Source organism: Campylobacter sp. JMF_11 EL3, from assembly GCF_027736965.1.
GTDB lineage: Bacteria > Campylobacterota > Campylobacteria > Campylobacterales > Campylobacteraceae > Campylobacter_B.
In genome coordinates, this window is sequence record NZ_JAOVTJ010000002.1 from 111746 (window position 1) to 137349 (window position 25604).

The 25604-nt window shown below is 42.4% G+C and carries 23 protein-coding genes; 13 read left to right on the plus strand and 10 right to left on the minus strand.

The genetic code is table 11. The annotated features are described in order from the left end of the window. The first annotated feature begins 5 nt into the window (after positions 1-5). From nuoI to nuoN, 6 genes are read left to right on the plus strand one after another with little or no spacing between them, the layout of a single operon-like run. Positions 6-620 carry an NADH-quinone oxidoreductase subunit NuoI gene (nuoI, locus tag OFN67_RS04105; protein ID WP_443101025.1) on the plus strand — a complete coding sequence of 205 codons (615 nt, stop codon included), beginning with the start codon at positions 6-8 and terminating at the stop codon, positions 618-620. Then, the gene (locus OFN67_RS04110; protein ID WP_270862936.1) at positions 617-1156 is read left to right on the plus strand and encodes an NADH-quinone oxidoreductase subunit J; all 540 of its coding nucleotides are present in this window, start codon (positions 617-619) and stop codon (positions 1154-1156) included. Before nuoI ends, OFN67_RS04110 begins: the two co-directional genes overlap by 4 nt. Next, positions 1153-1473 carry an NADH-quinone oxidoreductase subunit NuoK gene (nuoK, locus tag OFN67_RS04115; protein ID WP_270858447.1) on the plus strand — a complete coding sequence of 107 codons (321 nt, stop codon included), beginning with the start codon at positions 1153-1155 and terminating at the stop codon, positions 1471-1473. The genes OFN67_RS04110 and nuoK overlap by 4 nt, the downstream gene beginning before the upstream one ends. After that, positions 1466-3313, plus strand: coding sequence for an NADH-quinone oxidoreductase subunit L (nuoL, locus tag OFN67_RS04120; protein WP_270868490.1), 1848 nt, complete (start codon positions 1466-1468; stop codon positions 3311-3313). Before nuoK ends, nuoL begins: the two co-directional genes overlap by 8 nt. Positions 3314-3321: 8 nt before the next feature. Then, positions 3322-4845: an NADH-quinone oxidoreductase subunit M gene (locus tag OFN67_RS04125; RefSeq protein ID WP_270868491.1), complete on the plus strand. Its 1524-nt coding sequence runs from the start codon at positions 3322-3324 to the stop codon at positions 4843-4845. Beyond that, entirely contained in the window at positions 4835-6316 is a 1482-nt protein-coding gene (gene nuoN, locus OFN67_RS04130) for an NADH-quinone oxidoreductase subunit NuoN (RefSeq protein ID WP_270868492.1), read from the plus strand. Before OFN67_RS04125 ends, nuoN begins: the two co-directional genes overlap by 11 nt. 56 nt (positions 6317-6372) lie before the next feature. Here the strand turns inward: nuoN and OFN67_RS04135 are convergent, their stop codons facing one another. The 9 genes from OFN67_RS04135 to OFN67_RS04175 all read right to left on the minus strand — a co-directional run bounded on the left by OFN67_RS04135 (position 6373) and on the right by OFN67_RS04175 (position 15723). Then, positions 6373-7587, minus strand: coding sequence for a saccharopine dehydrogenase family protein (locus OFN67_RS04135; RefSeq protein ID WP_270868493.1), 1215 nt, complete (start codon positions 7585-7587; stop codon positions 6373-6375). A 52-nt stretch (positions 7588-7639) separates the two neighbouring features. Then, a complete protein-coding gene (locus OFN67_RS04140; protein ID WP_270858452.1) occupies positions 7640-8272 on the minus strand; it encodes a LysE/ArgO family amino acid transporter in 633 nt (210 codons plus the stop codon). Next, positions 8269-8772, minus strand: coding sequence for a hypothetical protein (locus OFN67_RS04145; protein WP_270858453.1), 504 nt, complete (start codon positions 8770-8772; stop codon positions 8269-8271). Before OFN67_RS04145 ends, OFN67_RS04140 begins: the two co-directional genes overlap by 4 nt. 2 nt (positions 8773-8774) lie before the next feature. Further along, positions 8775-9386, minus strand: coding sequence for a hypothetical protein (locus OFN67_RS04150; protein ID WP_270865840.1), 612 nt, complete (start codon positions 9384-9386; stop codon positions 8775-8777). Between the two features lie 94 nt (positions 9387-9480). Beyond that, a complete protein-coding gene (gene fdh3B, locus OFN67_RS04155; RefSeq protein ID WP_270862929.1) occupies positions 9481-10035 on the minus strand; it encodes a formate dehydrogenase FDH3 subunit beta in 555 nt (184 codons plus the stop codon). A gap of 10 nt (positions 10036-10045) precedes the next feature. Further along, positions 10046-12967: a formate dehydrogenase subunit alpha gene (locus tag OFN67_RS04160; RefSeq protein WP_270868494.1), complete on the minus strand. Its 2922-nt coding sequence runs from the start codon at positions 12965-12967 to the stop codon at positions 10046-10048. A 9-nt stretch (positions 12968-12976) separates the two neighbouring features. Next, complete coding sequence (locus OFN67_RS04165) at positions 12977-13180, minus strand: twin-arginine translocation signal domain-containing protein (protein ID WP_270864785.1); 204 nt, start codon at positions 13178-13180, stop codon at positions 12977-12979. Positions 13181-13372: 192 nt separating this feature from the next. Then, positions 13373-14062: a hypothetical protein gene (locus OFN67_RS04170; RefSeq protein WP_270868495.1), complete on the minus strand. Its 690-nt coding sequence runs from the start codon at positions 14060-14062 to the stop codon at positions 13373-13375. 2 nt (positions 14063-14064) lie between these two features. Continuing rightward, the gene (locus tag OFN67_RS04175) at positions 14065-15723 is read right to left on the minus strand and encodes a 4Fe-4S binding protein (protein WP_270868496.1); all 1659 of its coding nucleotides are present in this window, start codon (positions 15721-15723) and stop codon (positions 14065-14067) included. A gap of 171 nt (positions 15724-15894) precedes the next feature. On the opposite strand from OFN67_RS04175, the gene selA reads away from it, so the two are divergent. The 3 genes from selA to OFN67_RS04190 are packed head-to-tail and all read left to right on the plus strand — an operon-like array spanning position 15895 to position 19886. Further along, positions 15895-17307: an L-seryl-tRNA(Sec) selenium transferase gene (selA, locus tag OFN67_RS04180; RefSeq protein ID WP_270868497.1), complete on the plus strand. Its 1413-nt coding sequence runs from the start codon at positions 15895-15897 to the stop codon at positions 17305-17307. Then, positions 17300-19120 carry a selenocysteine-specific translation elongation factor gene (selB, locus tag OFN67_RS04185; protein WP_270868498.1) on the plus strand — a complete coding sequence of 607 codons (1821 nt, stop codon included), beginning with the start codon at positions 17300-17302 and terminating at the stop codon, positions 19118-19120. Before selA ends, selB begins: the two co-directional genes overlap by 8 nt. Positions 19121-19172: 52 nt before the next feature. Continuing rightward, a complete protein-coding gene (locus tag OFN67_RS04190; RefSeq protein WP_270868499.1) occupies positions 19173-19886 on the plus strand; it encodes a histidine kinase in 714 nt (237 codons plus the stop codon). Positions 19887-20006: 120 nt separating this feature from the next. Here the strand turns inward: OFN67_RS04190 and OFN67_RS04195 are convergent, their stop codons facing one another. Further along, complete coding sequence (locus tag OFN67_RS04195) at positions 20007-20873, minus strand: SurA N-terminal domain-containing protein (RefSeq protein ID WP_270868500.1); 867 nt, start codon at positions 20871-20873, stop codon at positions 20007-20009. 79 nt (positions 20874-20952) lie between these two features. Here OFN67_RS04195 and gltX point away from each other — a divergent pair, with 79 nt between their 5' ends. The 4 genes from gltX (at position 20953) to OFN67_RS04215 (ending at position 25563) form a co-directional block, all read left to right on the plus strand. Beyond that, positions 20953-22332, plus strand: a complete 1380-nt coding sequence (gltX, locus tag OFN67_RS04200; RefSeq protein ID WP_270865833.1) for a glutamate--tRNA ligase — start codon at positions 20953-20955, stop codon at positions 22330-22332. Next, on the plus strand, positions 22333-23586 hold the full coding sequence (locus OFN67_RS04205) for a malic enzyme-like NAD(P)-binding protein (RefSeq protein ID WP_270865832.1): 1254 nt from the start codon (positions 22333-22335) through the stop codon (positions 23584-23586). It abuts the gene before it with no gap. A 50-nt stretch (positions 23587-23636) separates the two neighbouring features. Then, positions 23637-25097, plus strand: a complete 1461-nt coding sequence (locus OFN67_RS04210) for a nicotinate phosphoribosyltransferase (protein ID WP_270865831.1) — start codon at positions 23637-23639, stop codon at positions 25095-25097. 100 nt (positions 25098-25197) lie between these two features. Then, complete coding sequence (locus OFN67_RS04215; protein WP_270865830.1) at positions 25198-25563, plus strand: hypothetical protein; 366 nt, start codon at positions 25198-25200, stop codon at positions 25561-25563. The last annotated feature ends 41 nt before the right edge of the window (positions 25564-25604 follow it).

Here is a 25604-nt window from a genome sequence, read left to right on the forward strand (position 1 = left end):
GAAAGATTATGGGAATTTACAAAGAAATCGACAAACGAAAACCACTTTTAAATAACAAAGACAAATTTAGAGAATTTTTAATTCGCACATTTAGAGGCGAGCTTTTTGTAGGGCTTTGGGTCGTGCTTCGCCAAATGCTTGCCCGTGGCAATACACACACCCTAATCTATCCGCAAGAAAAATTTGATTTAGGATTAAGGTATCGTGGTGTGCATAGGCTAATGAGACTGCTAGAAAGCGGAAATGAGCGTTGCATAGGCTGTGGGCTGTGCGAAAAAATCTGCGTCTCAAACTGCATTGCCATGCAAACTAGCCTTGGAAGCGACGGACGCAAAAAGGTCGAAAACTACTCCATAAATTTAGGCAGGTGCGTGTATTGTGGGCTGTGCGCTGATGTCTGCCCAGAAATCGCAATCGTGCATGGTAGCGAATACGAGCTAGCAAGCGAACAGCGGGCGTATTATGGATTTAAAGAGGATTTTTTAAGCAGGGGCGAGGATTTGTGCTTGGTAGAATCAAATAAAGAATTCGAGGGCTATGGAAGCTTGGACGCGGACGCAGGAGCGCGCGTGAAGCGCACGCCTACTGCGTATTTTAGCGATGAAAAGGAGAGCTTATGATAGAGGCTTTTGCGTTTTATTTTTTCGCAATCCTTACCTTGGGGCTTTTTAGCGTGAGCGTGTTTTCGCGAAATTTGCTTTATGCTATGAGCGCGCTAGCTGGTGGCATGATATTTTTAAGCGGATTTTTCTTTTTGCTTGGGGCTGAATTTTTAGGCGTAGTGCAAATCATAGTCTATACGGGCGCTGTAATGGTGCTGTATGGATTTTCGCTTATGTTTTTTGACGCTAGCAAAAATGTTAAAGAGAGCGCAAAACATGCCAAAATTTTCTACACCTTAGCCGTTTTTATCGCGCTTTTGCTAGTGCTAATCATCTCAGGTGCGCTCATCGCAAATGACGCGCCAAGCCTTAAAATCCCAAATAGCGACAATATCCAAGCTATCGGGACTCTGCTTTTTACGAAATATTTGCTGATTTTCGAGGTGGTCGCCATAATGCTACTTGTGGCGATGATTTGCGCCATCGTGCTAACTCACAAACAAATGGATATTTGCCAAAGCTACGAAGAGAGCGCGATAAAGGAGGAAGCATGAGCCTAAATCACTATTTAATCGTGGCAAGTCTTATGTTTGTTTTGGGGCTTGTGGGGGTTATGAAAAGACAAAATTTAATAATGCTATTTTTCTCAACCGAAATTTTGCTAAATTCGGCAAATTTAGCCCTTGTGGCAATCGCTAAATTTCACCAAAATTTAAATGGCGAAATTTTTGCCCTTTTTATCATCGCAATTGCTGCTAGCGAGATTGCCGTGGGGTTAGCGCTTTTGATTTTGTGGTATAAAAAAACAGGCAGTATCGAAATAGATAGTTTTGTAAATTTTAAAATTCCACGCGGAGAAAAAAATGCTTGATACTATGTTTTTTTGGCTATTAATCGCGCTTTTCGCCCCGCTAGTTTCGGCGATTTTCGCTGGGATTTTTATCAAATTTAGGGATAAATTATTCGTAGGCGTCATCTGCTCGTGCCTAATAGTGCTTGGCACAATCGCTTCGCTGTGGCTAGTGGAATTTGTCCTGCAAAACGGCGGTATGGACATCGCGCTAGCAAATTTCATAAGCGTGGGCGAACTAAACATAAAATACGGCGTGATGATTGACGCTCTTAGCACGATTATGGCGATTACCGTGGGGATTGTAAGCTCTGTGGTGCATATTTATTCGATTTATTATATGCAAAAAGACCCGGGCTTTGCCAAATTTTTCGCTTACCTTGGGCTTTTTGTCTTTTCAATGCTAGTTTTAGTGCTAAGCGATAACTTTATCGGGCTTTTTATCGGCTGGGAGGGCGTGGGGCTTTGCTCGTGGCTACTAATCGGCTTTTGGCACGATAGGGATAATAACAGCTGGTGCGCGAACGAAGCCTTTATCATGAACCGCGTAGCCGACCTTGCCATGCTACTTGGAATTTTTGCGATTTATCTAAATTTCGGCTCATTTGCCTATGATGATGTCCTAGCAAACGCTAGCAGTGCCGATAGGGGCGCACTTGCGCTCATTGCTGCCTTGCTTTTCATCGGTGCTATGGGCAAAAGCGCGCAGTTTCCATTTCACACATGGCTAGCTGACGCTATGGCGGGACCGACGCCGGTTTCTGCGCTAATCCACGCTGCGACTATGGTTACGGCTGGTGTTTATTTAGTGATTAGGGCAAATTCTATCTTTGCGCTCGCCCCTGATGTGGCGCAAGCTATCACCTATCTTGGGGCATTTGTAGCAATTTTTGCCGCGTCAATGGCGTGCGTGCATAATGATCTTAAAAAAATCATAGCCTACTCTACGCTCTCGCAACTTGGCTATATGTTCGTAGCAGCAGGGCTTGGGGCGTATGCTATCGCGCTTTTTCACCTTGTAACTCATGCGTTTTTTAAATCGCTTCTTTTCCTTGGGGCTGGAAATGTAATGCACGCTATGGCGGGCAAACTAAATATCCAAAAAATGGGCGCGCTGGCTAAATTTATGAAGCCTAGCCTTGCGCTTATGAGTATCGGTTCGCTAGCACTTTGCGGGTTTTATCCATTTTCTGGCTTTTTCTCAAAGGATAAAATTTTAGAAACTGCCTTTGCTAGCGGGGCTCACTTTATCTGGGCGGTTTTGTTTTTTGGCGCGATTTTGACTACATTTTATAGTTTTAGGCTTTTAATGCTTGTCTTTTTTGGCGAGAAAAAATACGACCACCACCCGCACGAGGCGAAGTCTTATGCTCTGCTTGCAATGAGCGTTTTGGCGGTTTTAGCCATAATTTCTGGCTTTTTTGCGCCTGAGTTTTACGGCTTTGTGGGCTATGTCTTGCCAAGCTTTCATAATGAAATTTCGCACAACACCGAAATTTTGCTAATCACTTTGACGCTAGGTGCTATTAGCCTTGTGGCAATCGCTACAATTTTTGCGTATAAAAACGCAAAATTTAGCCCAAATTTGAAAAATTCTGAAATTTACAAAATTTTAAGCGCGCAGTATTTCATACCGCAATTTTACGACATTTTCATAGTAGGAAGCTATAAAATAATAAGCCAAATTTGCGCCAAAATAGATAGCGCGATCATTGATAGCATTGTAGATCTAATCGCAAAAGCGCTACTAAAAATGGGCTTTACGCTCCAAGGCGCAAACGACGGGACAAATTTGGGCGCAAATTTGAGATTGATGATTTTTGGCTTTTTTGTACTTTTGGTTTTAGTATTTTTGATTTAAGGTAGATTATGGAGCATTTTTTAAGTTTAATTATATTTTTCCCAGCCGTCGCTGGGGCGCTTGGGGTTTTTATCGATGAGCGAAGCATAAAAACTTATGCTGTGATGATGAGCCTGATAGAATTTGCACTTTCGCTCTTTTTGCTGGCTTTTTACGAGGGCGGGACCTCGTTTAGCACCTCGGCTAGCATAATTAGCGCGTATGGGATAAGCTATTTTATCGGCGTAGATGGGATTAGCCTATTTTTGGTGATTTTAAGCACGCTAATGACATTTTTGGCCCTAATTAGCCTAAGCATAAGGGAGAGGGTTAAAAATTTAATCATCTCGGTTTTGTTTTTAGAAATGACGATGATTGGGGTATTTGTCGCGCTTGATGCGATATTGTTTTATATATTTTGGGAACTCTCTCTTATCCCAATGCTCTATATCATCGGCGCGTGGGGAAGCGGACGCAGGATTTATGCTGGGGTGAAATTTTTTATCTACACATTTTTTGGCTCTATGTTTTTGCTCGTGGGGCTAATCGCAATGGCGTATTTATACTACAAATCCACGGGCGAACTAAGCTTTAATCTCATCGCGTGGCAGGGGCTAAATTTGCCAATAAATGCGCAAAATTTGCTATTTTTGGCTTTTGGAATTGCTTTTGCGATAAAAACACCGATGTTTCCATTTCACACTTGGCTACCTTACGCGCACGGACAGGCCCCTACAATCGGCTCTGTTTTGCTAGCGGCTGTTTTGCTAAAAATGGGAACTTACGGCTTCGTGCGATTTTCGTTGCCGCTTTTCCCTGATGCGTGCGTGCATTTCGCCCCTTTAATGTGCGTTTTAGCGATAATTATGGTGATTTATACTAGCTTCATCGCATTTGCGCAAAAAGACATAAAACAAGTCGTCGCTTACAGCTCTATCGCTCACATGGGCGTGATAATACTAGGCATTTTCTCGCTTGGAAGCGAGGGCATTAGCGGGGCGATATTTTTGATGATTAGCCACGGAATCACCTCTGGCGGGCTTTTTATGCTTGTGGGATTTATCTATGATAGACGCCACACAAAGCTGCTAAGCGAGTTTGGCGGACTTGCCGAAATTATGCCAGTTTATGCCTTTTGCTTTGGCGTGGTTTTATTTAGCGGGATTGGACTTCCGCTTACGATTGGATTTGTGGGCGAGTTTTTAAGCTTGCTTGGCATTTATAAAATCAGCTTTTCGTATGCCATGCTTGGCGGTTTTGGCATAATTATGGGGGCGATTTATAGCCTAAATTTATACAAAAAAACATTTTTTGGCAAAATTTGCGTCGAACAAAACAAAAGCTTAAAAGATTTGAAATTTAGCGAAATTTCAAGCATTGTTCCGATTTGTGTTTTGTGCATTTTCCTAGGTGTCGCGCCAAATTTTATGCTTAGCCGCATTTCGCCAAGTGTGAGCGAAAATATCGCTCTAATGGCGCACAACGCCCAAAATTTAGCCACCAAAAACTATATAGAAAAAGCAAATTTCAAGGCGGTGATAAATGCAAAATAGTCTTTTAAATTTAGCCGTAATCGTACCAATGGCGATTTTGTGCGTGTTTGCGCTACTGATTTTAGCACTTTGCCTTTTTGGGCGCAAATTACCCCAAAACTTCTACGCCATAATCACACTTTTAGCCCTTATTTTGGACTTTGGCTTCGTTTTTGGATACAGCGGCGGCGCAAGAGGCTTTTTCGATATTATGCTAGTTGATAATCTAGCAATTCTTGCAACCCTCATAATTTTGGGTTGTAGCGTGTTTTATATCTGGCTAAGCCTTGGGGCTAAAAGCGCGCATGAATACAGCGTAGCTGAGTTTTTCGCTATTTTTCTTTTTATGATTTTAGGGTATGAATTTATGGTATCAAGCGAAAATTTAATGATGATTTTCGTCGGACTTGAAACCTCATCGCTGGCACTTTATACACTCATTGCCATGCACAACCGCGCGCGCTCTGCTGAGGCTGCGCTCAAATACTTCGTAATGGGCGCGCTGGGTTCTGCATTTTACGCATTTGGCGCGGCGCTATTTTTCTTAATCACAGGCTCGTTTGAAATTTCGCAAATCGCTATGATTGCGCAAAATTCAGGCCTTAGCACGAGCGCGGCTCTGTTTGGCGCAAGTGCATTTATGATAGCTTCTATCGGCTTTAAGCTATCGTTTATCCCATTTCACACATGGATTATGGACGCTTACGAGGGCGCTAGCTCAGCCCTTAGTGGTTTTATGTCCGTCGCGCCCAAAATCGCAGCCTTTATTGTGGCCATTAGACTTTTTGAAGCATTGCAAAACATAGGCGTAGCGTGGCTTAACTCGGTTTTATACGCAATCGCCGTGCTTACAATGAGCGTGGCAAATGTCATGGCGCTAGTCCAGCACGATGTCAAACGCATGCTATCTTACAGCGCGATTAGCCACGCTGGATTTGGGCTTTGCGCCATAGTTATCGGCACGACGGAGGCAAATTTAAGCCTTTTTCTTTATTGGGTTTTATACGCAATGGCGAATTTAGGCGCATTTGCCGTGCTTTGGAGCGCGAGAGAAAAAAGGGATTTGCACGGCGTAAGTAACGAAATTTGGAGCCGTTTCGAGTATCCATACGAGAAATTTAACGGCCTTATCCACACATTTCCACTGCGCGCGATTGCTCTGGCTATTTTTATGCTTAGCCTCGCTGGGATTCCGCCGTTTGGGCTGTTTTGGGGCAAATTATATTTGCTAGGCTCTGCTATTAGGAGCGAATTTTACGGCTTGGCTGTGATAATGGCGGTAAATAGCGCGATTGCGCTGTATTATTATCTGCGTTTAATCGTGTGTATGTTTTTGTGCGAGGCGGACTTTCGCTCGGCCAAATTTCGCGCCGCACTGCGCCAAAGTAGCGCGCCGATAAATTTCGCCGTGGCTTTGTGTGCGGTTTTGTGCGCTATAATGCCGTTTCTTGTGGATTTTATAAGTAGTAGTATGGGTAAGGTTTTGCTTTAAATTTTAAAATTTTGGCTCAAATTTGAGCCAAAATTTAGCGAATTTACGGGCAAATTTTACTCTGCCACCCTAGTTTCGTTTGGATCCATTTCGATGATTTCCCATGGTAAGCCTTGGCGATTTAGCTCGTCCATAAATGGCTTGGCATCAAATTCTTCCATATTAAATACGCCTTTTCCGCTCCATTTGCCAGTTGCTATCATCATCGAGCCTATCATAGCTGGCACGCCTGTGGTGTAGCTAACGGCTTGTGCGCCAGTTTCAGCGTAGCACTCTTCGTGGTCGCAGACATTGTAGATATAAACTTTTCGTGGTTTTCCGTCTTTGACGCCTTTTATCACACAGCCGATATTTGTTTTGCCTTTTGTGCGTGGTCCTAAGCTTGCGGGATCTGGCAAAAGTGTTTTTAGGAATTGAATTGGCACGATTTTCATGCCGTTGTGTTCCACTTCGTCAATGCGAAGCATGCCGACATTTTCTAGGCAACGCATGTGCGTTAGATAGCTTTGCCCAAAAGTCATAAAAAAGCGAATTCGCTTTAAGCCTTTGATATTTTTAACCAAACTTTCCATTTCTTCGTGGTAAAGCAAATAGCTATCTTTCACGCCGACTTTTGGGTAGTCCCATTTCATCATTATTTCAAGCGGTTTTGTGGTGATCCACGAGCCATTTTCCCAGTATCTGCCATTAGCTGATACTTCACGCAAATTAATTTCTGGGTTAAAATTTGTCGCAAACGCGTATCCGTGGTCGCCTGCGTTGCAATCAAGTATATCAATCTCATTTATTTCATCGAATAAATTTTGCTGTGCGTAGGCGCAAAATACATTTGTAACGCCCGGATCAAATCCGCTTCCAAGAAGTGCGGGAATCCCTGCGTTTTTAAAATCATCATTTTTCGCCCATTGAAGTTTGTATTCAAAGTGCGCGGTGTCTGGGTGCTCGTAGTTTGCAGTATCGATATATGGGATTCCAGCTTTCAAACAAGCGTCCATTAGTGTGAGATCCTGATACGGCAAAGCCACATTTAAAAGCAAATCTGCTCCGATTTCTTTGGCGAATTTTGCCACAGCTCCCGTGTCATCAGCATCGATTTTAGCCGTTGCGATTTCTACGCCAAGGCGCTCTTTTATAAATTTAGCAATCTCATCGCATTTGCTTTTGGTTCTACTTGCAAGAGTTATTTTGGTAAAAACTTGCGAATTCATCGCGCATTTCACGGTTGCCACACGGCTTACTCCACCCGCTCCGATAATCAAAATATGGCTCATTTTCCTTCCTTTAAACAAAATTTGCAAATTTTATCAAAAACGCACTTAAAAGCTAAATTTTAAACAAAAATTCCGCTATCAAATACGCCATATAGACCATTATCACGCCCACCACGCTATCTATGATCCGCCATGCTTTTTCGTTCGCAAACAGCCCGGCAAGCGCCCTAGCAGCGTATCCTAGGCTAAAAAACCACGCGAAGGATACCAAAACCGCCCCGCAAAAAAACCAAATTTTTAGCTCGCTTGGCACGGGTGCTGATGTCGAGCCGATAACGACGATAGTATCCAAATAAACATGCGGATTTAGCACGGTTACGGCTAGGGTTTTTAAAACCACCGGAAGTAGTGAGGCATTTTTGGCGTTTTTGATTTTGGCGAAGTGCGAGCCCTTGTATGCGCTACGAAATGAGGCTAGCGCGTAACTTAGCAAAAACAAAATTCCACTCACACCCAAAATCAGCGTCAAAAGCTCGTTTTTAGCGAAACTCTCGCCCACGACAAAGACGCCAAAACCCGTAAAAACGATATCAAGCAAGGTGCAAAGCGCGCAAACGACGAAAATATAGCTTTTGGCTAGGCCTTGCGAGATGACAAAGATATTTTGTGCGCCAATCGCCACAATCATCGATAGCATAAGCCCAGCCCCGCGCAAAAATGCGCTGGTGATGGCTGGGTCTATCATTTGCGTTTGCCGTGTTTTTTAGAATTTGCGCTAGGCTCTTCGGGTTCGTTTTCAAAGCCCATTTTAGCGCGCAAAATTTTATTTATTTCATATATTGAGGTTTCGTAGATATCTGGCATCGTAGCCTCTTTATCAGTATAAAAATGCAAGAAATTATAAGTATCGTCTAAATCCAGAGCGCGCTTGAATTCGAAATTTAAAAGCTTAACCTGTTTTTTGCCAGCGGTGAAAGTTTTGACATTGATATTTTTAATATCAGCGAATTTAAACTCACACTCGCGCTCATTTATGACGATTTTTAGGGCGTCATCGGTAATTTCGATATGTTTTTTGCTAAACATTTTTTTCAGACAAAACAGCGCGCTCACAGCACAAGTCGCCGACATAAAAAGCGCGATCCCACCATATCCGATATGATACAAATATCCGCCACAAACTGCCAAAATAAGGGCAGCGACCAAGGTTGCTCTAACTGGTTTTTTATTTTCGTTTATTATCATTTTTACCTACTTAAAATTTGTTTTATATGTTCGTAAATTTTATAGTTAAATGCGTCGATTGCGCGCGATTTTGACAAATTTGAGCTACTATTTTGATAGGTCAAATTCGTAGTGTAATCCTGCCAAGCTTTGCCATTTTTCACGCTGATTAGCAAACCAACCTGCGCGTCATAGAGCCTTTCGGGGACATCGTCATACCATGGATCATAAAACATCGGAAATCCCATGCCTACGCCCCAGCGGCTGTGTCTATGACCTCTACCGCCACCAAAACCAAAGCCAAAACTAAACCTAGGCCTTGCATAATAATCCCCACCAACGCTTAGCAAGCGAAAATAATTTATATTTCCACCTACCTTAATCGTGGCGTCTTTTTCGTTTTTTACTACCACAAATCCGTCTTTTACCAGATATTCGCTCACAGCCGAGGTTAGATTTAAATCACTCGTGCTGGTGTTTGTAAAACTCACGCTGATGAATTTTTTCTCTGGCATTTTGGTGATAAAAATCGGCTCGCTCGTGCGCACGATCCCGCTATTTACCGGCGCTTTTGCGCAACCTGTAAAAAACGCAAAAATACAAATCGTAAAAACGCTTAAAATTTTAATTTTCATCAAATTTCTCCGAAAAAATTTCAGAGATTGTAGCAAATTTAGGATTAAGAATTTATAGAATTAAGAAATTTTGGGAGATTTCTCTCCCAAAATTTTATAAATTTGTGCCCCGAGTAAGCACGCGTTTGCGATAAACTTCCGAAACTTTCGTGCTATCTCCGACTAAAAGCGCATTTGTGCAACAAATCGCCGCGCACATTGGCACCTTGCCCTCAGCTATGCGGTTTTGGCCGTATTTGTGAAGCTCGGCACTAGAAAATGTCTCCTCAGGTCCGCCTGCGCACATTGTGCATTTATCCATTGCGCCTTTTATGCCAAAAGCACCATCTCGTGGGAACTGCGGCGCACCGAACGGACACGCATACAAGCAGTATCCGCAACCGATACATTTATCTTTATCATGCAAGACAATCCCGTCAGCCCTGATATAAAAGCACTGTACTGGGCAAACCTGCGCACATGGTGCGTCTGTGCAGTGCTGACATGCGATCGAGCTAGCCACCTCTTTGCCAGGGACGCCCTCATTTAGGATTAAAACCTTGCGTCTATTAATGCCCACAGGGACTTCGTGCGCATTAGAGCAGGCTACTTGACAGCCGTAGCATGCGATACATCTTTGAACATCTACATAAAATTTCATTCTTCCCATTATCTACTCCTTACGCTTTTTCCAAACGGCAAAGTCCGGCGTTAAATTCCGAAATTTGCGTATTTATATCAAAGCCGTAATTCGTGATAGTGTTCGAACTCTCACCGATGACATAAGGTTTCGCCCCCTCTGGATAGCGCGAGCTTAGATCCACGCCCTGCATAATTCCAGCGAAGTTATACGGAAGCACTATGCGATCTGGCGTAACAGAGTGCGAATATATACATTTGACCTTGATTTTCGTGCCTTGTGGCGAGTGTATCCACATCATCGTCCCGTCAGCTATACCATAATCTGCCGCTAGTTTTGGATTGACATGGGCAAACATCTCTGGCGTGATTGCTGCAAGGTATTTGCTAGTGCGCTCTAACATACCAGCACCGCTTAAATTTACAAGTCTCATAGAACTCATAATCGTAGGGAAATCCTTGCTCCAATCCTGCTTTTTCTGCTCGCTGATAAATTTAACCTCGACACGGAAATTTTTAGCCTGATCGTCAAATGTAGGGTATTTTTCTACCAAATCCCAGCGCGGAGAGTGTAACGGCTCTCTGTGTTTAGGGATAGGATCGGCAAACTCCCAAACTTTCGCCCTAGCCCTTGCGTTTCCACAAGGACAAATTCCAAATTCACGCGCTTTTTGGTTGATGATTCCACTATAATCATCGCTCCAACTAGGCCCCATTTTCGCCTTTTCTTCCTCGCTAAGCGTGATTCCTAGCATTTCTTCGATATTATCTTTTAGCAAATGCGCATGTCCGCCAGAAATTTTCGCTCCTGGCAGAGTTATGCCCTCGCCTGCGAGCTGTGAAACGCCGTCGTGCTCTAAACCAAAGCGATTTCTAAATCCCATACCACCCTTTTCATAAGGTTTGCTTAAATCATACAAAATAGGCGTGCCTGGGTGCTTAATGTCCCAGCAAGGCCACGGAAGTCCGAAGTATTCGCCCTCGACTTCGCCACCAATTCCCATTAGCGTATCAGGATCGAAAAATTCCCAGTTTCTTTGGTGGCGTCTTAATCTCTCGGCAGTTCTACCTTGTGCGCCGATACTATGACCGCACCTTGCGATCTCGTTTGTAGCATCATCTGGCCAGATGAAAGGCTCATTATCGGCTTTTACCTGCTTGATTTCGCCATTTACGACTTCCATTTTCATACCGCGAGTGTATTCATCATAAAAGCCAAATTTTTTGGCGAACATAAACATTACCTCGTGGTCTTCCTTGCTCTCATAGATTGGTTTGATGACCTGAGTGCGCCACTGACCAGTTCTGTTTGTAGCCTGCAAATGCCCCTCTGTCTCAAACTGAGTGCAAGTAGGAAGGACATAAATGCCGTCCTTTCTATCGCTTAAAATCGCAACTTCGTTTAAGAAAGGCTCGGCTACGACGAGCATATCTAGCTTATCAACAGCTTGTTGAATTTTAGTCAAATGCGCCATAGAGGTGATTCCTGTGCCTTGAACCCAAAGCACGCGTAAATTTCCGCTTGAATATGTTTTTTCCTCTTTTAGCACGCCTTGCCACCATTTAGAGAGCGAATAGCCTTTTTCGTTGCGCCAAGTTATCTCTTTCTCGGCGTTTGGATCGACATGGAAATACTCATCAAAATTCGTTCCAGGAACTTTTCCGCCTTGTTTTGGCTCTTTAATGGTCGTAGCGAAGCGTTTGACAAATGTATCAAAATCCACGCCCCAGCCCTTGCAGTAGTGTTTCCACGCCGCATCACCTAATCCATAATACATAGATAAGGTATCAGCCAAACAACCCATATCGGTAGAGCCTTGGACATTATCGTGACCTCTAATGATATTTGTGCCACCGCCTGGTTTGCCCATATTTCCTAAAACTAATTGCAAAATCGAAAGAATTCTAGTATTCGAGCTACCCACAGAGTGCTGAGTGATACCAAGTGCCCAAATCAGCGTAGCTGGCTTGGTCGTAGCAAACATTTTTGTAAATTCGAGCAACTCTTCAATCTTACAGCCCGTAACATTTGCTGTCTCTTCTGGCGTCCATTTTTCGGCCTCTGAGCGAATTTCATCGATTGCATAAGATTGATTTGCGATGACATCTTTATCTTCCCAGCCATTTTTGAAAATCAAATGCAACATACCATAGACAAATGCAATATCTGTGCCAGGTCGAATTCTAATATACATATCAGCCTTGGCCGCAGTTCTAGTAAATGCGGGATCTACAACGACGATTTTCGCGCCGTTTCTATCTTTGGCTTGCAAAGCGTGTTTCATACCACCAACTGGGTTTGCCACGGCTGAATTTGCACCAATGAAAAGTATCATTTTTGAGTTTGCTGCCATATCACCGAAGTGATTTGTCATAGCGCCATAACCCCATGTATTCGCCACACCGGCGACTGTCGCGCTATGTCAAATTCTAGCAACATGGTCTATATTATTAGAACCCCAAAATGCTGCAAATTTTCTAAAATAAAATGCCTGTTCGTTGCAAAATTTAGCTGAACCTAGAAATTCTACGCTATCTGGACCATCTTCTTTTCGCACTTCTAGCATTTTTGCTGAAATTTCATTAACTGCTTGATCCCAAGTAATGCGTTCCCACTTACCATTAACTTTTTTAAGCGGGTATTTTAAACGCATTTTAGACTTGGTTAAATCGATTTGATCGATTCCCTTACAGCAATGGCTTCCTTGCGAAATCGGGTGATCTACCGCCATGTCTTGGCGAATCCAAGTGTTTGTGCTCTCATCGACCTGTGCGATGATACCGCACCCTGCCGAACAAATCGAGCACACCGTCTTTTTATAAACCGAATTTGGAAAAGGGTTTTTAATCTCTTGCTCCGTCGCCTCGCGAAGTGTGTCGTTAGCTCCAAACGCACTTACGCTAGCACCGCCCAAAGCAGCGAGTTTTAAAAACGACCTTCTGCCGATCGTATTTTCACTCATAATCTACTCCTAATACGCTACTTTGTAGTATTTTTGCCACGCTTCACTTTCAAAGTAAAGCACCTCTTTTTTTGGTGATTTTCCGCGAACTGTGTTTGGTTGGGGAGTGTCTTTATCACCGTTTGCACTAGCTACGCTAGCAGCTATACCTACGGCACCGACGGCGCCGACTTTTAGAGATTTTTTGAGAAAATCTCTGCGCTTGCTTTGCATAATCTCTCCTTTAAAAGGAAATTTTATTTTAATCTTTGTCGTAACGCCTGCTACATATCTTAAAATAGTTGATATTAACGAAAAGTTAATAATAAAGCGGTTAAAAATAAAATTATAATTTAAGATTAATTTTATTTTAAGAAAGGCTAAAATTCGGCGAATTTAGCCAAATTTAGCCAAATTTTAGCGAATTTACTCCTCAAATTCGAAATTGTGCTTCGCGTTTTTGAAATTTCCGCGGTAAAGCTTAGCATTAATTGATTCTTTGGCGATATTTTTATCTTTTTGCGGTTTTGGCAGAGCTAAAAGCGAACGCTCCAAAGCAAAAAAACTCTCCATAATCCCAGCCAACGCCCTAAAAAATTTCGAACTCTTATGCTCCTTTAAAAGCCCCATAAAATGGTCGCAAAACTCATTTATCACGCTTGCAAAAAGCTCGGTTGAAAGGAAAATATTTCCATTTTGCGCCTCCGCCTCATCGCGCAAAAGCGAAGATTGCAGATAAAAAATAAATCCCACGAAATCCTCGCTATCCTTGCAAAGCTCGCTGTTACGGCGAAATTTGCTCTTTTTAAGGGTGTTTGTGATGAGGATTTTCATTCTGCCCTCGTCCCTGCCCTCGTCGTAAAAACTAGCCGTCGTCGGGACATTGACAAAAGAAAAATCAAACAAAACATCGTTTTGCTCGCGCCTAAACTCCTCAAAACTAAAATTTTGCAAAATTTCAAAATTCTTAGCGTCTGCTTCGCTAATCGGCGATGATTTTAGAAATTCGAGTTGCTCTTTCCACAGGCTAAATTTAGCCCCGTTTTCGTAGAAAAAAAACGGAATTGCGAAAAATTCATAATAATACGACCTAGCCTTAATCAAATTTAAATCCATTTTCAAATCTCCTCTTGCATTTGCTTTAAAATCATAATTTTCGCCTTGCAATCAGCGCAACAAAACAGCGTTTTTGCCTTATCCGCGTCGTCTGCGAAGTGCGCGCTCATCAAATTTGCGATTTTCATAATCGCCTTTTTTGTGGCAAATTTTTTGCCACACTCGATACACTCAAACAGCTCGTCGCGAGCTAAAATTTGATACTCGAAAAACTCTTTTTTAAGCTCTACGCCACATAGATCAAGCGCCATAGTATCTTTTTCGGCGCAACTTAGCACGCAGTAATCGCACCCCACGCAAAGCGAAGCGTTAAATTTGAGCGAATTATCGCTTTTATCGGCAAAAAGTGCGCCTGTGTTACACGCGCCCACGCATGATAGGCACAGCGTACAGGTTTGCTCGTTTATGCTGATTTTAGCGTGGCTTTGCGACGCGCCGTTTGCAATCACGCCGTAATCGCCCTCGCCCACCATAAATGCCATGCGAGCTGAGAAAATTTCAATTTTGCTCAAATTTGTCTCATTTAGGCTAAATTTCCATTTTTGCCCGCTTTTAGCCAAATTTAGCGCAGTTTTTAGCTGGGCTTCATCGCTAGCCACAAACACTCCCTGCACGCCATAAATCGCCATTGTCGCGCTATTTATGAGATTTATCGCATCTTTTGTGGCTTCGCAAATCTCGCCCTCAAAAAGCACGATTTGCGAGCCTGTTTCTTGCATTATGCTAAGCAAAAAAACCTCATCAAGCTGAAATTTAGCAAAAATTCCAAATGGAAGCACGCCGCAGGGCAAACTCACGCCCGAAATCTCGCCAAAGCTCGCCTCATGGGCAAGAAGTGGAATTTTGCCGGCGTAGAGTTTTGCCATTTGGCTAATCGCGATTGGTGGCTGTTTTGCCGAGCTAATCGCGCCTGTGGGGCAGACGCTCACACACCTACCACAGGCTATGCAATCTATATGCGAAATTTCAAGCTTGCGATTTTGCTCATCTTTCAAAAGTGCCACGCTAGGGCAAACCTCCACGCATTTGGCGCACAGCTCCGCTCTCCTGCCCTCGTATTGACAGATGTTTGCGTTAAATGAAATGTTGTTTTTGTAAGTGTAAATCGGCGATTTTTCGGATACGAGAGCTAGAATTTCATCATCATTTAACCCTGCGATTTCATAGCAACCACTTTGGCGAAGTTGATAGCTTTTTGCATTTTCTACTAAGAAAAAATCGGCCTCGACCTCGTATTCATCGGTGCTGCTTAGCACGCTTACACTCAAATCGCCAATCCCACCATAGACAAATTTTACCTCAGCGTGAGTTAGGCAAATCACCTTAAATCCAGCGTTTTTGAGCGCATTTACACTGCTTTCGCGCTCATTATCGCTTACGAAAATTATATTTTTTCCCACTGGTTTTTGATAGGCATTATCTGCGCCATAATCAAACATCACCGCCTTTGCTTCGTATAAAATTTCGACATTTCTAGCGATTTGAAGCATTTCATCGTTTGTGGAATTTATATAAAAATTTATCTCTGGCGCGTAAATTTCAGCCTTTAAGCTAGGCGAATTTGCCACGACAAAGTGTTTTTCGCTATCAGTGCAAACCTCTATGCTATCGCCTAAAATGGCCTCTTTTACCCCTACTGGGCTAAATCCGTATTCGCTCATTTTCTATCCTAAAAACAAAATTCGCATTTTTTACACTCATTTTCTAAACAATCGTTAAATGTAAATTTAAACTAAACATAAGTTAAATTTGTAATTTTTTTGGCATGTTAAATTTTAATAAAAATAGTGATAAAAACAGTCCATAAAAACAAAATTTATAGGATTTTTTAAATGCAAATCAAACTTCCCAAAGTCGATAAAATCGCAAATAGCGGGGAATTTCACGGACTTTTGAAGCCTGTGGTTTTGCGAATCGCAAAAGAGGTCATAAACGAATTTCGAACCAGCCTGGTAAATGGCGAAAATTCTTGCGCTAGCGAAGAGCAAATCATCGCGCAAATCAAATCCCGCTACGAAAAATTCGCAAATCTCGCACTTCGCCCGCTTATCAACGCAACCGGCGTCGTGCTTCACACCAATCTCGGTCGTAGCGTGATTTCGCCTGAAATTTTATCTCGCGCGCAGGGGGCGATTTGTGCCTACTCTAACCTCGAATTTGACCTAGATAGCGGGACGCGCGCCAATCGCTACGATCATACTAGCGCGCTTTTGGCTGAGCTTTTTGGCGCCGAATCCGCACTTGTGGTAAATAACAACGCAGCGGCTGTATTTTTGGTGCTAAATACCTTTGCTAGGGGGCGCGAAGTCGTGGTAAGTCGTGGCGAGCTAGTCGAAATCGGCGGGAGTTTTAGGGTAAGCGAGGTCATGGCAAACTCTGGGGCGATTTTGCGCGAGGTTGGCACCACGAATAAGACTAAAATTTCGGATTATCAAAACGCCATAAACGAAAATACGGCAGTTTTGATGAAAATTCATCGTTCAAATTTTGAAATTTCAGGTTTCACGCAAAGTGTGGAAATAGGCGAAATTTCAAATTTGGCAAAATTTGCGAGCGAGAAAAAGGCTGAATTTTACGAGAAAAAAGAGCTGGAATTTAAAATTTGCGAAGAGGAAAAATTTAGCGAAATCATTGATTATTACGATCTTGGAAGTGGGAGCGTGAATGATTTAGGCTCAAATTTAAGCAAAAACGAGCCAAAAATTGGTGAAATTTTAGGCTCCGGGGCTAGGCTAATTAGTTTTAGCGGGGATAAACTTTTTGGAAGCGTGCAGTGCGGAATAATCCTGGGCGAAAAATCCTTAATCGAAAAATTGCGCAAAAATCAGCTTTTGCGAATGCTTCGCGCTGATAAAATCACACTTGCGATTTTAAACGAAACGATTAAGGCTTACATTAATAAAGAATTTTCGCTAATTCCTACGATTGATCAAATTCATCTGCCCCTTAGCGAGCTTGAAAGGCGCGCCAAGGCTGTTTTGGACGCGCTAAAAAACACTAAATTTCAAGCAAGCCTTATTCGCACAAAAACCTTTGTGGGTGGCGGGAGTCTGCCTTGCAAAAACTACGATAGCGTCGCTTTGGTGCTTAGCCAAAACGCTAGCCCAGAGGAAATTTCGGCGAAATTTAGGGCGCGTGGGATTATCGGGCGCATTGAAAATGATAAATTTTTGCTTGATTTTCGCGCCATTTTAAAACACGATTTGCAAAAACTAATAAAAATTTTAAAGGAAATGTATGAATAGCGTCATAATCGGCACAGCAGGGCATATCGATCATGGCAAAACCGCACTCATAAAGGCGCTAAATGGCGTCGATGGCGACAGGCTAGCAAGCGAGATTGAGCGCGGAATCACGATTGATTTAAGCTTTTCAAATTTAAAATCAAAAAACGCAAATATCGCATTTATCGATGTTCCGGGACACGAAAATTTAGTAAAAACCATGATTAGTGGGGCGTATGCGTTTGATTGCGCGCTTTTGATTGTCGCTAGCGATGACGGACTAATGCCCCAAAGCAGGGAGCATATCGAAATTTTATCGCTTTTAGATGTAAAAAGCGTGGTTTTGTGTATCACAAAGTGCGATCTCACGGACTCTGCGCGCCAAAGCGAAGTTAAAAAAGAGTGCGAGGAATTTATAGCTAAATTTTCAAATTTGCAAATTTTAAATACATTTTTCCTAAGCGCAAAGACAAATTTAGGCGTTGATGAGCTTAAATCTTATCTATTTAATATAAAGCCAAAACCGCGCAAAAATGGTGGAATTTTGCACTATTATATAGATAGAATTTTCACTTTAAAAGGCATTGGCACGGTGGTAACTGGCTCGCTTATTAGCGGGGCGATTTCGCGTGGCGAAAAGCTTCTTTGCGCAGATTGTGGCAAAATTTTAACCGCCAAAAGCCTGCAAATCCACGATACCGACACGCAGGTTGCGTATGCGCCAAACCGCGTAGCAATCGCACTTGATGCTAAAACTAGCGAGTTAGAGCGAGGCTATATCCTCACTAAAAAGGGCTTTTTTAGGGGATTTAACGAAGCCGATACGCTCTTTCGTGGCAAAATAGCGCACGGGGAAGATGTGAGCTTTTGTGTGGGCTCAAAGCAAACGCCGGCAAAAGCGCGCATTATCAAAGAGCTTGATAGTGGCGAATTTTTGATAAATTTTAAATTTGAAAAAACTATGTTTTTGAAATTTGACGAGCCGTTTGTATGCTTGGCAAACTCTCGCGTGTGTGGGGGCGGAAGGGTGCTAAATGCGGTCATTGAGCCACTAAAAAAGGCAAATAAGGCAGAGTTTTTAACAGCACTTTTGCACAAAAATTTCAAAAAAGCCTTTGAAATTTTAAGCAAATTTCACCGCCATGGATTTGGGCTATTTTCGGCGTATCAGAGATTTGATATGGATTATGATAGCGCAAAAGCGATCGCTAAGACGATACCAAATACATATTTTGACGAAGCGACGCTGTGCGTGTATGATAATAGCGCGATTGGCGATATCAAAGAACTGATTAAATTTATCATAGACAAAAACCCGCACGCTGTATTTTCCCCAACCTCAATCGCCCTAAAACTCTCTTGGGCTAGCGAAAGCTTAGCCTCCCTCGTGCTTAGCGAGCTAGAAAGGGCCAGCGTGATAGAAAAAACCGGTGGCGTGTATATCAAAAAAGGGGCGAATTTACAGGATTTAAAACAGAGCTTGGAGGGCAAAATTTTTGACATCATCAAAAAAGGCGGAATTGCCCCGCTTGCGCCATATAATATCTACGAAATGCTCGATATCGACCGCGTCAGTGGCGATGACGCTCTGAAAAAACTAACATATTCTAAAAAGGTAGTTCGCCTAGCGCACAATCTATTTGTGGAGGCTGGGAATTTAAGCCAAATTATCAAAAAGCTTTATGATTTGATAAAAGAAGCTGGTTTTGCCGATGTAGCAAATGTCAAAGAGAGGCTAAATTTAAGCAGAAAATTTGCGATTTCTTACCTAGAATACCTCGACAATCTAGGCGATATCATCACAATCGATAATAAACGCTACTTAAAAAAATAAGTTATTTACAAATTTTGGCTAAAATCGTTGGATTTTTTAAAAAAGGAAGAAAATGAAAAAAGTTTTACTTTTCTCGCTTGCGGGCGCGCTAAGCCTAAATGCCGCGCTTAGCGATAGCGAAATCTTATCTATGTATGGCGGTTTGCCATCAAATTTAAAAATCAGCGTGGCTGAGCGTATGCCAGTAGAAGGGCTAAAAGATATCCAAGCTGTGATTTTGAAAATTTCAAATGGCGAAATTTCACAAGAAGAGGTGATTTTCACTAGTGGAGATTTGGTTTTGATGGATGTAATCGACCCTAAAAAACAGATTCTTTACAAAGATCAAATCAAACAATCTAGACTTTCAAAAGGGGTAGCAAGCGTCTATAAAAGCGAAAGCAAAGACAATATCATTACCCTTGGAAATGACCCTAAAAAGCCAACTTTGCTAATGCTAACTGACGCTGAGTGTCCGTTTTGTCGTAGAGAGCTAGCCGAAATCGAGCGAACGCTTAAAAGCAACAATGTCGAAATCATAATGACATCAGTGCATGGAGATAGCGGTCATGCTAAATCAGCGCTGATTTACAAAGAGGTCAAATCAGCCAAAACTGACGCCGAAAAAATCGCTGTTTTGCGCAAATACTATGCCGAAGATAACAAAGCAAACGCTTCAAGCGTAAGCCCAGAGGAACTAAAAGGCGCAAAAGCTATCGCCGATAAATACTTCTCATCTGGCCTAAATTCAGTGCCATTTATCATCGAAACTTCTAAATTAAAATAAATTTCAAAATTTATACTTCAAATTCCACGCTAAATTTATGAATTTAGCGTGGTGTAAATTTCAAAATTTCATTAAAATTTAAATTTTGGAAATTTTAAAATTTCCAAAATTTTGGGTAGGTTATTTAGATTTTTTTGTAGAATTTGTAGGATTTAGGTTGCGGTCAATTATGCGGACATTTGCGTTTGCGCGGATTCTATCGTTAAATTCCTCGACCATTTTTTTGCGCTTGTTTGTCACATAGGCTTCGATTGCCTTTTCTTGCACGCTTTCGAAATCTGCCATTTGCACGCCTTTTTTATCATTTACATAAAACATCTCATATCCATTTGCCGTAGGGATAACTGGTGAGAATTTACCCTTATCCACGCTTGTGACGATATATTTTAGCCCTGCGTCCATTTGGCTAGATTTTAGCGTGCCACGCATGACATATACATTGCCAGGGCGGGCGTTTGGATTGCGTTTGATTGGATTAAGAGCGCTTTCGGTTTTGGCGATATAGCGAGTTAGCGTAATGCTATCAAAGGTCGTGAATAAAGATGGATTTTGCTCGTAAAATCTGCGCACATTTTGTGGCGTTACGGTGCGTTGCACATCGGCAAAAAGTGGCCCATAGAGCTTTTCTTCTAAAATTCCGCGACGCACATTTTCTCTAAACGCCTCTTCTGACATTTTTTGCTGTTTTAGCGCCTTTTGTAGCTGTTCTAGGCTGAGTTTGTTCTGCTCGGCAATCATTTTTATGCGGTTATCTATTTCGGCCGGGCTTACGGTGATTCCTCTGCGCTTAATCTCAGAATCTTGCAATTTTTGCTTGATTAAAATTTCCATTGCAGCTTGCGGGCTGGCACCTGTGGCCTTTTGGACTCTGGCTAATTCGTAATTCGTAATCGGCTCGTTTTCTACGACAGCCACGACGCTATTTACGACATTTGCGTTTAACGCGCCAAAACCTAAAAGTGCAACAACGGCTAGTTTTTTTATCATTTTCAACCTTTATTTAGTCTTTTTGCTTTATAATCCCACGATTATAACATTAAAAAGTAAAATTTTAAAAAGGAAATTTATGATTGTAACTCGTTTCGCACCAAGCCCGACAGGGTATTTGCACATCGGCGGATTAAGAACTGCGCTGTTTTCATACCTATACGCAAGAGCAAATAACGGCAAATTCTTGCTTCGCATTGAAGATACGGATTTAAAAAGAAATTCGGTAGAGGCCGCAAAGGCTATCGAAGAGGCGTTTAAATGGTGCAGCCTAGACTACGACGGCGAAATCGTATATCAAAGCTCACGATTTGATTTATACAAAGAATATGTCCAAAAGCTCCTTGATGAGGGCAAAGCATACAAATGCTATATGAGCAAGGCTGAGCTAGACGCGCTAAGAGCCGAGCAAGAAGCCAGAAAAGAGCGCCCAAAATACGATAATAGGTATCGCGATTTCACAGGCACACCGCCGGTTGGTATCGAGCCAGTAATCCGCATAAAATCGCCACTTGACGGCACGATTGAGTTTAGCGACGGAATTAAGGGCGATATGAAATTTGAAGCCAAAGACATTTTAGACGATTTTATCATCGCTAGAAGCGACGGCACGCCGACTTATAATTTCACGGTCGTCATAGATGACGCGCTAATGGGCGTTACAGATATCATCAGAGGCGATGATCACCTATCAAATACCCCAAAACAAATCGTGCTTTATAACGCACTTGGATTTAAAGTGCCTAAATTTTACCATGTTGCTATGATAAATGGCTCTGACGGCTCAAAACTCTCTAAACGCCACGGCGCGACAGATGTCATGGAATACAAAAAAATGGGCTATTTGCCACAAGCTCTGCTAAATTTCTTAGTCCGCCTTGGCTGGTCGCATGGGGACGATGAAATTTTTAGCATGGACGATATGAAAAAACTCTTTAATCCTAATAATATCGGCAAAAGCGCAAGCACATTTAACCAAACCAAACTTGATTGGCTAAATGCGCATTACATTAAAAATTTAAGCACCACCGAAGCCTGCGCCCACCTGCTAGAATTTGGCGTAGATATAGTAAATCACCCTAAAAAAGAGCTTATCATTGATCAATACAAAGAGAGAGCAAAAACCCTAGCCGAAATGGCGAACGGAATCGCAACCTTAATCAATCCTTTAAAAATTTATGATGAAAAAGCGTATAAAAAGTTTATCAACGAAAATTCGATAGCCTTACTCGCAAAATTCCAAGAAATTTTAACCTCAAATTTCGTTGCAAGCGAAATCGAGGCGAAGACAATGGAATTTTTGGAGGCAAACGAAGTGAAGCTAAAAGATTTAGCCCAACCTTTGCGAGTCGCCATAACAGGAACAAGCGTAAGTCCGTCGATATTTGAAATGATTGAAATTTTAGGTAGCGACGAGGTTAAAGCTAGAATTTCTAGCTTATTACAGAAAGGAATTTAAATGGCACAAAATGATTTGAAAGAAAGGGCGTTAGAGTATCATATCAGTGGAAAAATCGGCATAAATGTCAAAACCCCATGCGCTAAACCAGAGGATTTGACCCTAGCATACACACCAGGCGTTGCCGAGCCTTGCAAGGTGATTGAGGCCGATAATGAGCTAGCATACAAATACACCAACAAATCAAATCTTGTCGCAGTTATCACAAATGGAACGGCCGTTTTAGGGCTAGGAGATATAGGTGCAATAGCAGGAAAGCCAGTAATGGAGGGAAAAGCGGTTTTGTTTAAAAAATTTGCTGGCGTAGATGCTTTTGATATCGAGATCAACGAAACAGATCCTAAAAAAATAGTCGAAATTTGCAAGGCTATCTCGCCGACATTTGGTGGAATAAATTTAGAGGATATCAAAGCTCCTGAGTGCTTTGAGATCGAAAAAGAGCTACAAAATGCCGTCGATATCCCTGTCATGCACGATGATCAGCACGGCACAGCGATGATTACAGGTGCTGGATTAATCAACGCAGCCTACATCAGTGGCAAAAAAATCGAAGATATGAAAATCGTAGTATCTGGTGCTGGCGCAGCAGGTATTGCGTGCGCGAAACTCTATAAAAGTCTTGGCGCAAAAAATGTAATTATGCTCGATTCAAAGGGCGTGATTCATACTGGCAGAAATGATTTAAACCCGCAAAAAATGGAATTTGCTATCGACACAAACGATAGAAGCCTAGCAGATGCGATGAGGGGTGCGGATATGTTTCTTGGCCTTAGCAAACCGGGCGTCGTAACAGCCGAAATGGTAAAATCAATGGCGCCAACGCCGATAATCTTCGCTCTGGCTAACCCTGTGCCTGAAATCTACCCAGATGAGGTACATGCCGTGAGGGACGATGCAATCGTAGGCACTGGTAGAAGCGACTTTGCTAATCAAATCAACAATGTTTTGGGTTTCCCTTACATTTTCCGTGGTGCGCTAGATGTAAAAGCCAAAAAAATCACCGAAAATATGAAACTAGCCGCTTCTCGCGCTATGGCAGAGCTAGCCCGTGAGCCAATCCACCCAGATGTGCTAAAAATGCTAGGCAAAAAGGATTTGAAATTTGGACGAGATTATATTATCCCGAATCCATTTGATCCGCGCGTATTTGCTATCATTTCAGCTGCTGTTGCAAAAGCTGCCGTAGATGATGGCGTCGCAAGAGTAAGCAATTTCGATTTCGAGGCTTACAAAAAATCTTTACAATCAAAATAATCGAAATTTCCCGTTTTTCGGGAAATTTCAAAATTTAAGGTATTTAAAAAATGCAAAATTTCGAAAATTCATCAAATTTAGCCCTACTTACTGACTTTTATCAACTCACAATGATGCAAGGATATTTTTTCTTAAAACCGCACGAAGTCGCAGTTTTTGATATGTATTACCGCAAAAACCCATGCGGCGGCGGTTATGCGATATTTTGTGGTATGAGCGAAGTGGTGGATTATATAGAGAATTTGCATTTTAGCAGTGATGATATAGAATATTTGCGCTCGCTTGGGAGTTTTAAGGAGGAATTTTTAACCTACCTTGAAAATTTTAAATTCTCTGGCGAAATTTACGCTGTCGATGAGGGCGAGGTCGTATTTCCGCACGAGCCACTAATCCGCGTCAAAGCAAATATCATCGAGGCGCAGTTAATCGAAACTGCGATTTTAAACACCATAAATTTCCAAACCCTAATCGCCACCAAAAGCTCGCGCATAAATTTCAGCGCAGGAGAGGGTAGCGTAATGGAGTTCGGGCTTCGCAGAGCGCAGGATAAAAGTGCTGCGATTTTTGGCGCAAAGGCCGCTATAATCGGCGGTTGCGTGGCTACTTCAAATGTTTTGGCTGCCAAAATTTTTGACATACCAGCTATCGGCACGCACTCTCATGCGTGGATCGGAAGCTTTCCTAGCGAAATCGAGGCCTTTCGCGCTTACGCCAAAATTTACCCAGACTCCGCGCTTTTGCTCGTCGATACCTACGATACGCTAAATTCCGGTGTGCCAAATGCGATTAAGGTTTTTGAAGAACTTCGCGAGCAAGGCCACAAACCGCTTGGAATTCGCATTGATTCTGGCGATTTGGAGTATCTGACAAAACAATCTCGCAAAATGCTTGATAACGCTGGATTTAAGGACGCCAAAATCACAGCCAGCAACGATTTGGACGAATACGCGATCGATCAGCTCAAACTTTTCGACGCTAAAATCGATAGCTGGGGCATTGGCACGAGATTAATCACAGGTGGCGATAGTTCAAGCCTTGGCGGCGTTTATAAGCTAAGCGGTATCGAAAAAGAGGGCGAAATTTTGCCAAAGATTAAAATTTCAAACGACCCACGCAAGATAAACAACCCCGGCTACAAGCAGTTTTTTAGGCTCTATGACAAAGATAGTGGCATGGCACTAGCGGATTTAATCACGCTTGAAAATGAAAGTATCGATGAAGGTGCACCGCTTGAAATTTTCCACCCACTCTACACTTACAAGCGCAAAAAACTCGAAAATTTCAGCGCAAAGGCTATGTTAAAGCCTGTATTTGTCCATGGCAAATTTGTCGGCGAGAAAAAATCCGTCATGCAAATCGCCGAATTTTCGCGCAAGGCCAAGGCGAAATTTTGGTGCGAATACCTGCGAAATATCCACCCACAAACCTACAAAGTAGATTTATCGGCTAAGCTTTGGGAGACGCGAAAATCGCTGATTGATGAAATAAACGCAAATTTAGGCAAATCGTAGAAAATAGTAAATTTTTATTTACTTTTGAAATAAAAATTTTGACTATAATTGCGCGTTTGCAAGATTTCTTGCGTAAAATTTCATTTTTAAAGGATAGAAAATGAGCAAAATTCTCTCATGCGCGGCTGCACTTTTACTTTTGGCAGGTTGCGCCTCAAAGCAGCTTCGCCAATCCCCAGAGGACGCGATTAACGAGCAAAACCACACCGCTGCGACTACCAAAATGGAAGTGCTAAATTTCAAAACCGAAAATGGCAAAAAACTAAGCCTAGCTTCAAACGATTTATTTGACACAGCGGTTTTGACTGATAGCGAGGGCAAAACTCACAACCTAACTCGCCAACGCTCAGCTAGCGGAATTTACATGGAAAATGACAAAGGTGTCAGTATCCACTTCAAAGAGGGTGGCGAGGGCATAGTCGAGTTTAGCAAATACAACTCACTCTCAATCTCACAAGCCGATTAATCCAAATTTTGCCACTTCTTTGGTGGCAAAATTTATTCGTT

Bases quoted from the DNA above. Each gene is read 5' to 3' on its own strand.
- OFN67_RS04205 (WP_270865832.1), top strand. From the start codon at position 22,333: ATGGCACAAAATGATTTGAAAGAAAGGGCGTTAGAGTATCATATCAGT.
- nuoL (WP_270868490.1), top strand. From the start codon at position 1,466: ATGCTTGATACTATGTTTTTTTGGCTATTAATCGCGCTTTTCGCCCCG.
- OFN67_RS04195 (WP_270868500.1), bottom strand. From the start codon at position 20,873: ATGATAAAAAAACTAGCCGTTGTTGCACTTTTAGGTTTTGGCGCGTTA.
- OFN67_RS04125 (WP_270868491.1), top strand. From the start codon at position 3,322: ATGGAGCATTTTTTAAGTTTAATTATATTTTTCCCAGCCGTCGCTGGG.
- nuoN (WP_270868492.1), top strand. From the start codon at position 4,835: ATGCAAAATAGTCTTTTAAATTTAGCCGTAATCGTACCAATGGCGATT.
- OFN67_RS04110 (WP_270862936.1), top strand. From the start codon at position 617: ATGATAGAGGCTTTTGCGTTTTATTTTTTCGCAATCCTTACCTTGGGG.
- OFN67_RS04135 (WP_270868493.1), bottom strand. From the start codon at position 7,587: ATGAGCCATATTTTGATTATCGGAGCGGGTGGAGTAAGCCGTGTGGCA.
- OFN67_RS04150 (WP_270865840.1), bottom strand. From the start codon at position 9,386: ATGAAAATTAAAATTTTAAGCGTTTTTACGATTTGTATTTTTGCGTTT.
- selB (WP_270868498.1), top strand. From the start codon at position 17,300: ATGAATAGCGTCATAATCGGCACAGCAGGGCATATCGATCATGGCAAA.
- OFN67_RS04165 (WP_270864785.1), bottom strand. From the start codon at position 13,180: ATGCAAAGCAAGCGCAGAGATTTTCTCAAAAAATCTCTAAAAGTCGGC.
- OFN67_RS04140 (WP_270858452.1), bottom strand. From the start codon at position 8,272: ATGATAGACCCAGCCATCACCAGCGCATTTTTGCGCGGGGCTGGGCTT.
- OFN67_RS04190 (WP_270868499.1), top strand. From the start codon at position 19,173: ATGAAAAAAGTTTTACTTTTCTCGCTTGCGGGCGCGCTAAGCCTAAAT.
- OFN67_RS04145 (WP_270858453.1), bottom strand. From the start codon at position 8,772: ATGATAATAAACGAAAATAAAAAACCAGTTAGAGCAACCTTGGTCGCT.
- OFN67_RS04215 (WP_270865830.1), top strand. From the start codon at position 25,198: ATGAGCAAAATTCTCTCATGCGCGGCTGCACTTTTACTTTTGGCAGGT.
- gltX (WP_270865833.1), top strand. From the start codon at position 20,953: ATGATTGTAACTCGTTTCGCACCAAGCCCGACAGGGTATTTGCACATC.
- OFN67_RS04170 (WP_270868495.1), bottom strand. From the start codon at position 14,062: ATGGATTTAAATTTGATTAAGGCTAGGTCGTATTATTATGAATTTTTC.
- fdh3B (WP_270862929.1), bottom strand. From the start codon at position 10,035: ATGGGAAGAATGAAATTTTATGTAGATGTTCAAAGATGTATCGCATGC.
- selA (WP_270868497.1), top strand. From the start codon at position 15,895: ATGCAAATCAAACTTCCCAAAGTCGATAAAATCGCAAATAGCGGGGAA.
- nuoK (WP_270858447.1), top strand. From the start codon at position 1,153: ATGAGCCTAAATCACTATTTAATCGTGGCAAGTCTTATGTTTGTTTTG.
- OFN67_RS04175 (WP_270868496.1), bottom strand. From the start codon at position 15,723: ATGAGCGAATACGGATTTAGCCCAGTAGGGGTAAAAGAGGCCATTTTA.
- OFN67_RS04210 (WP_270865831.1), top strand. From the start codon at position 23,637: ATGCAAAATTTCGAAAATTCATCAAATTTAGCCCTACTTACTGACTTT.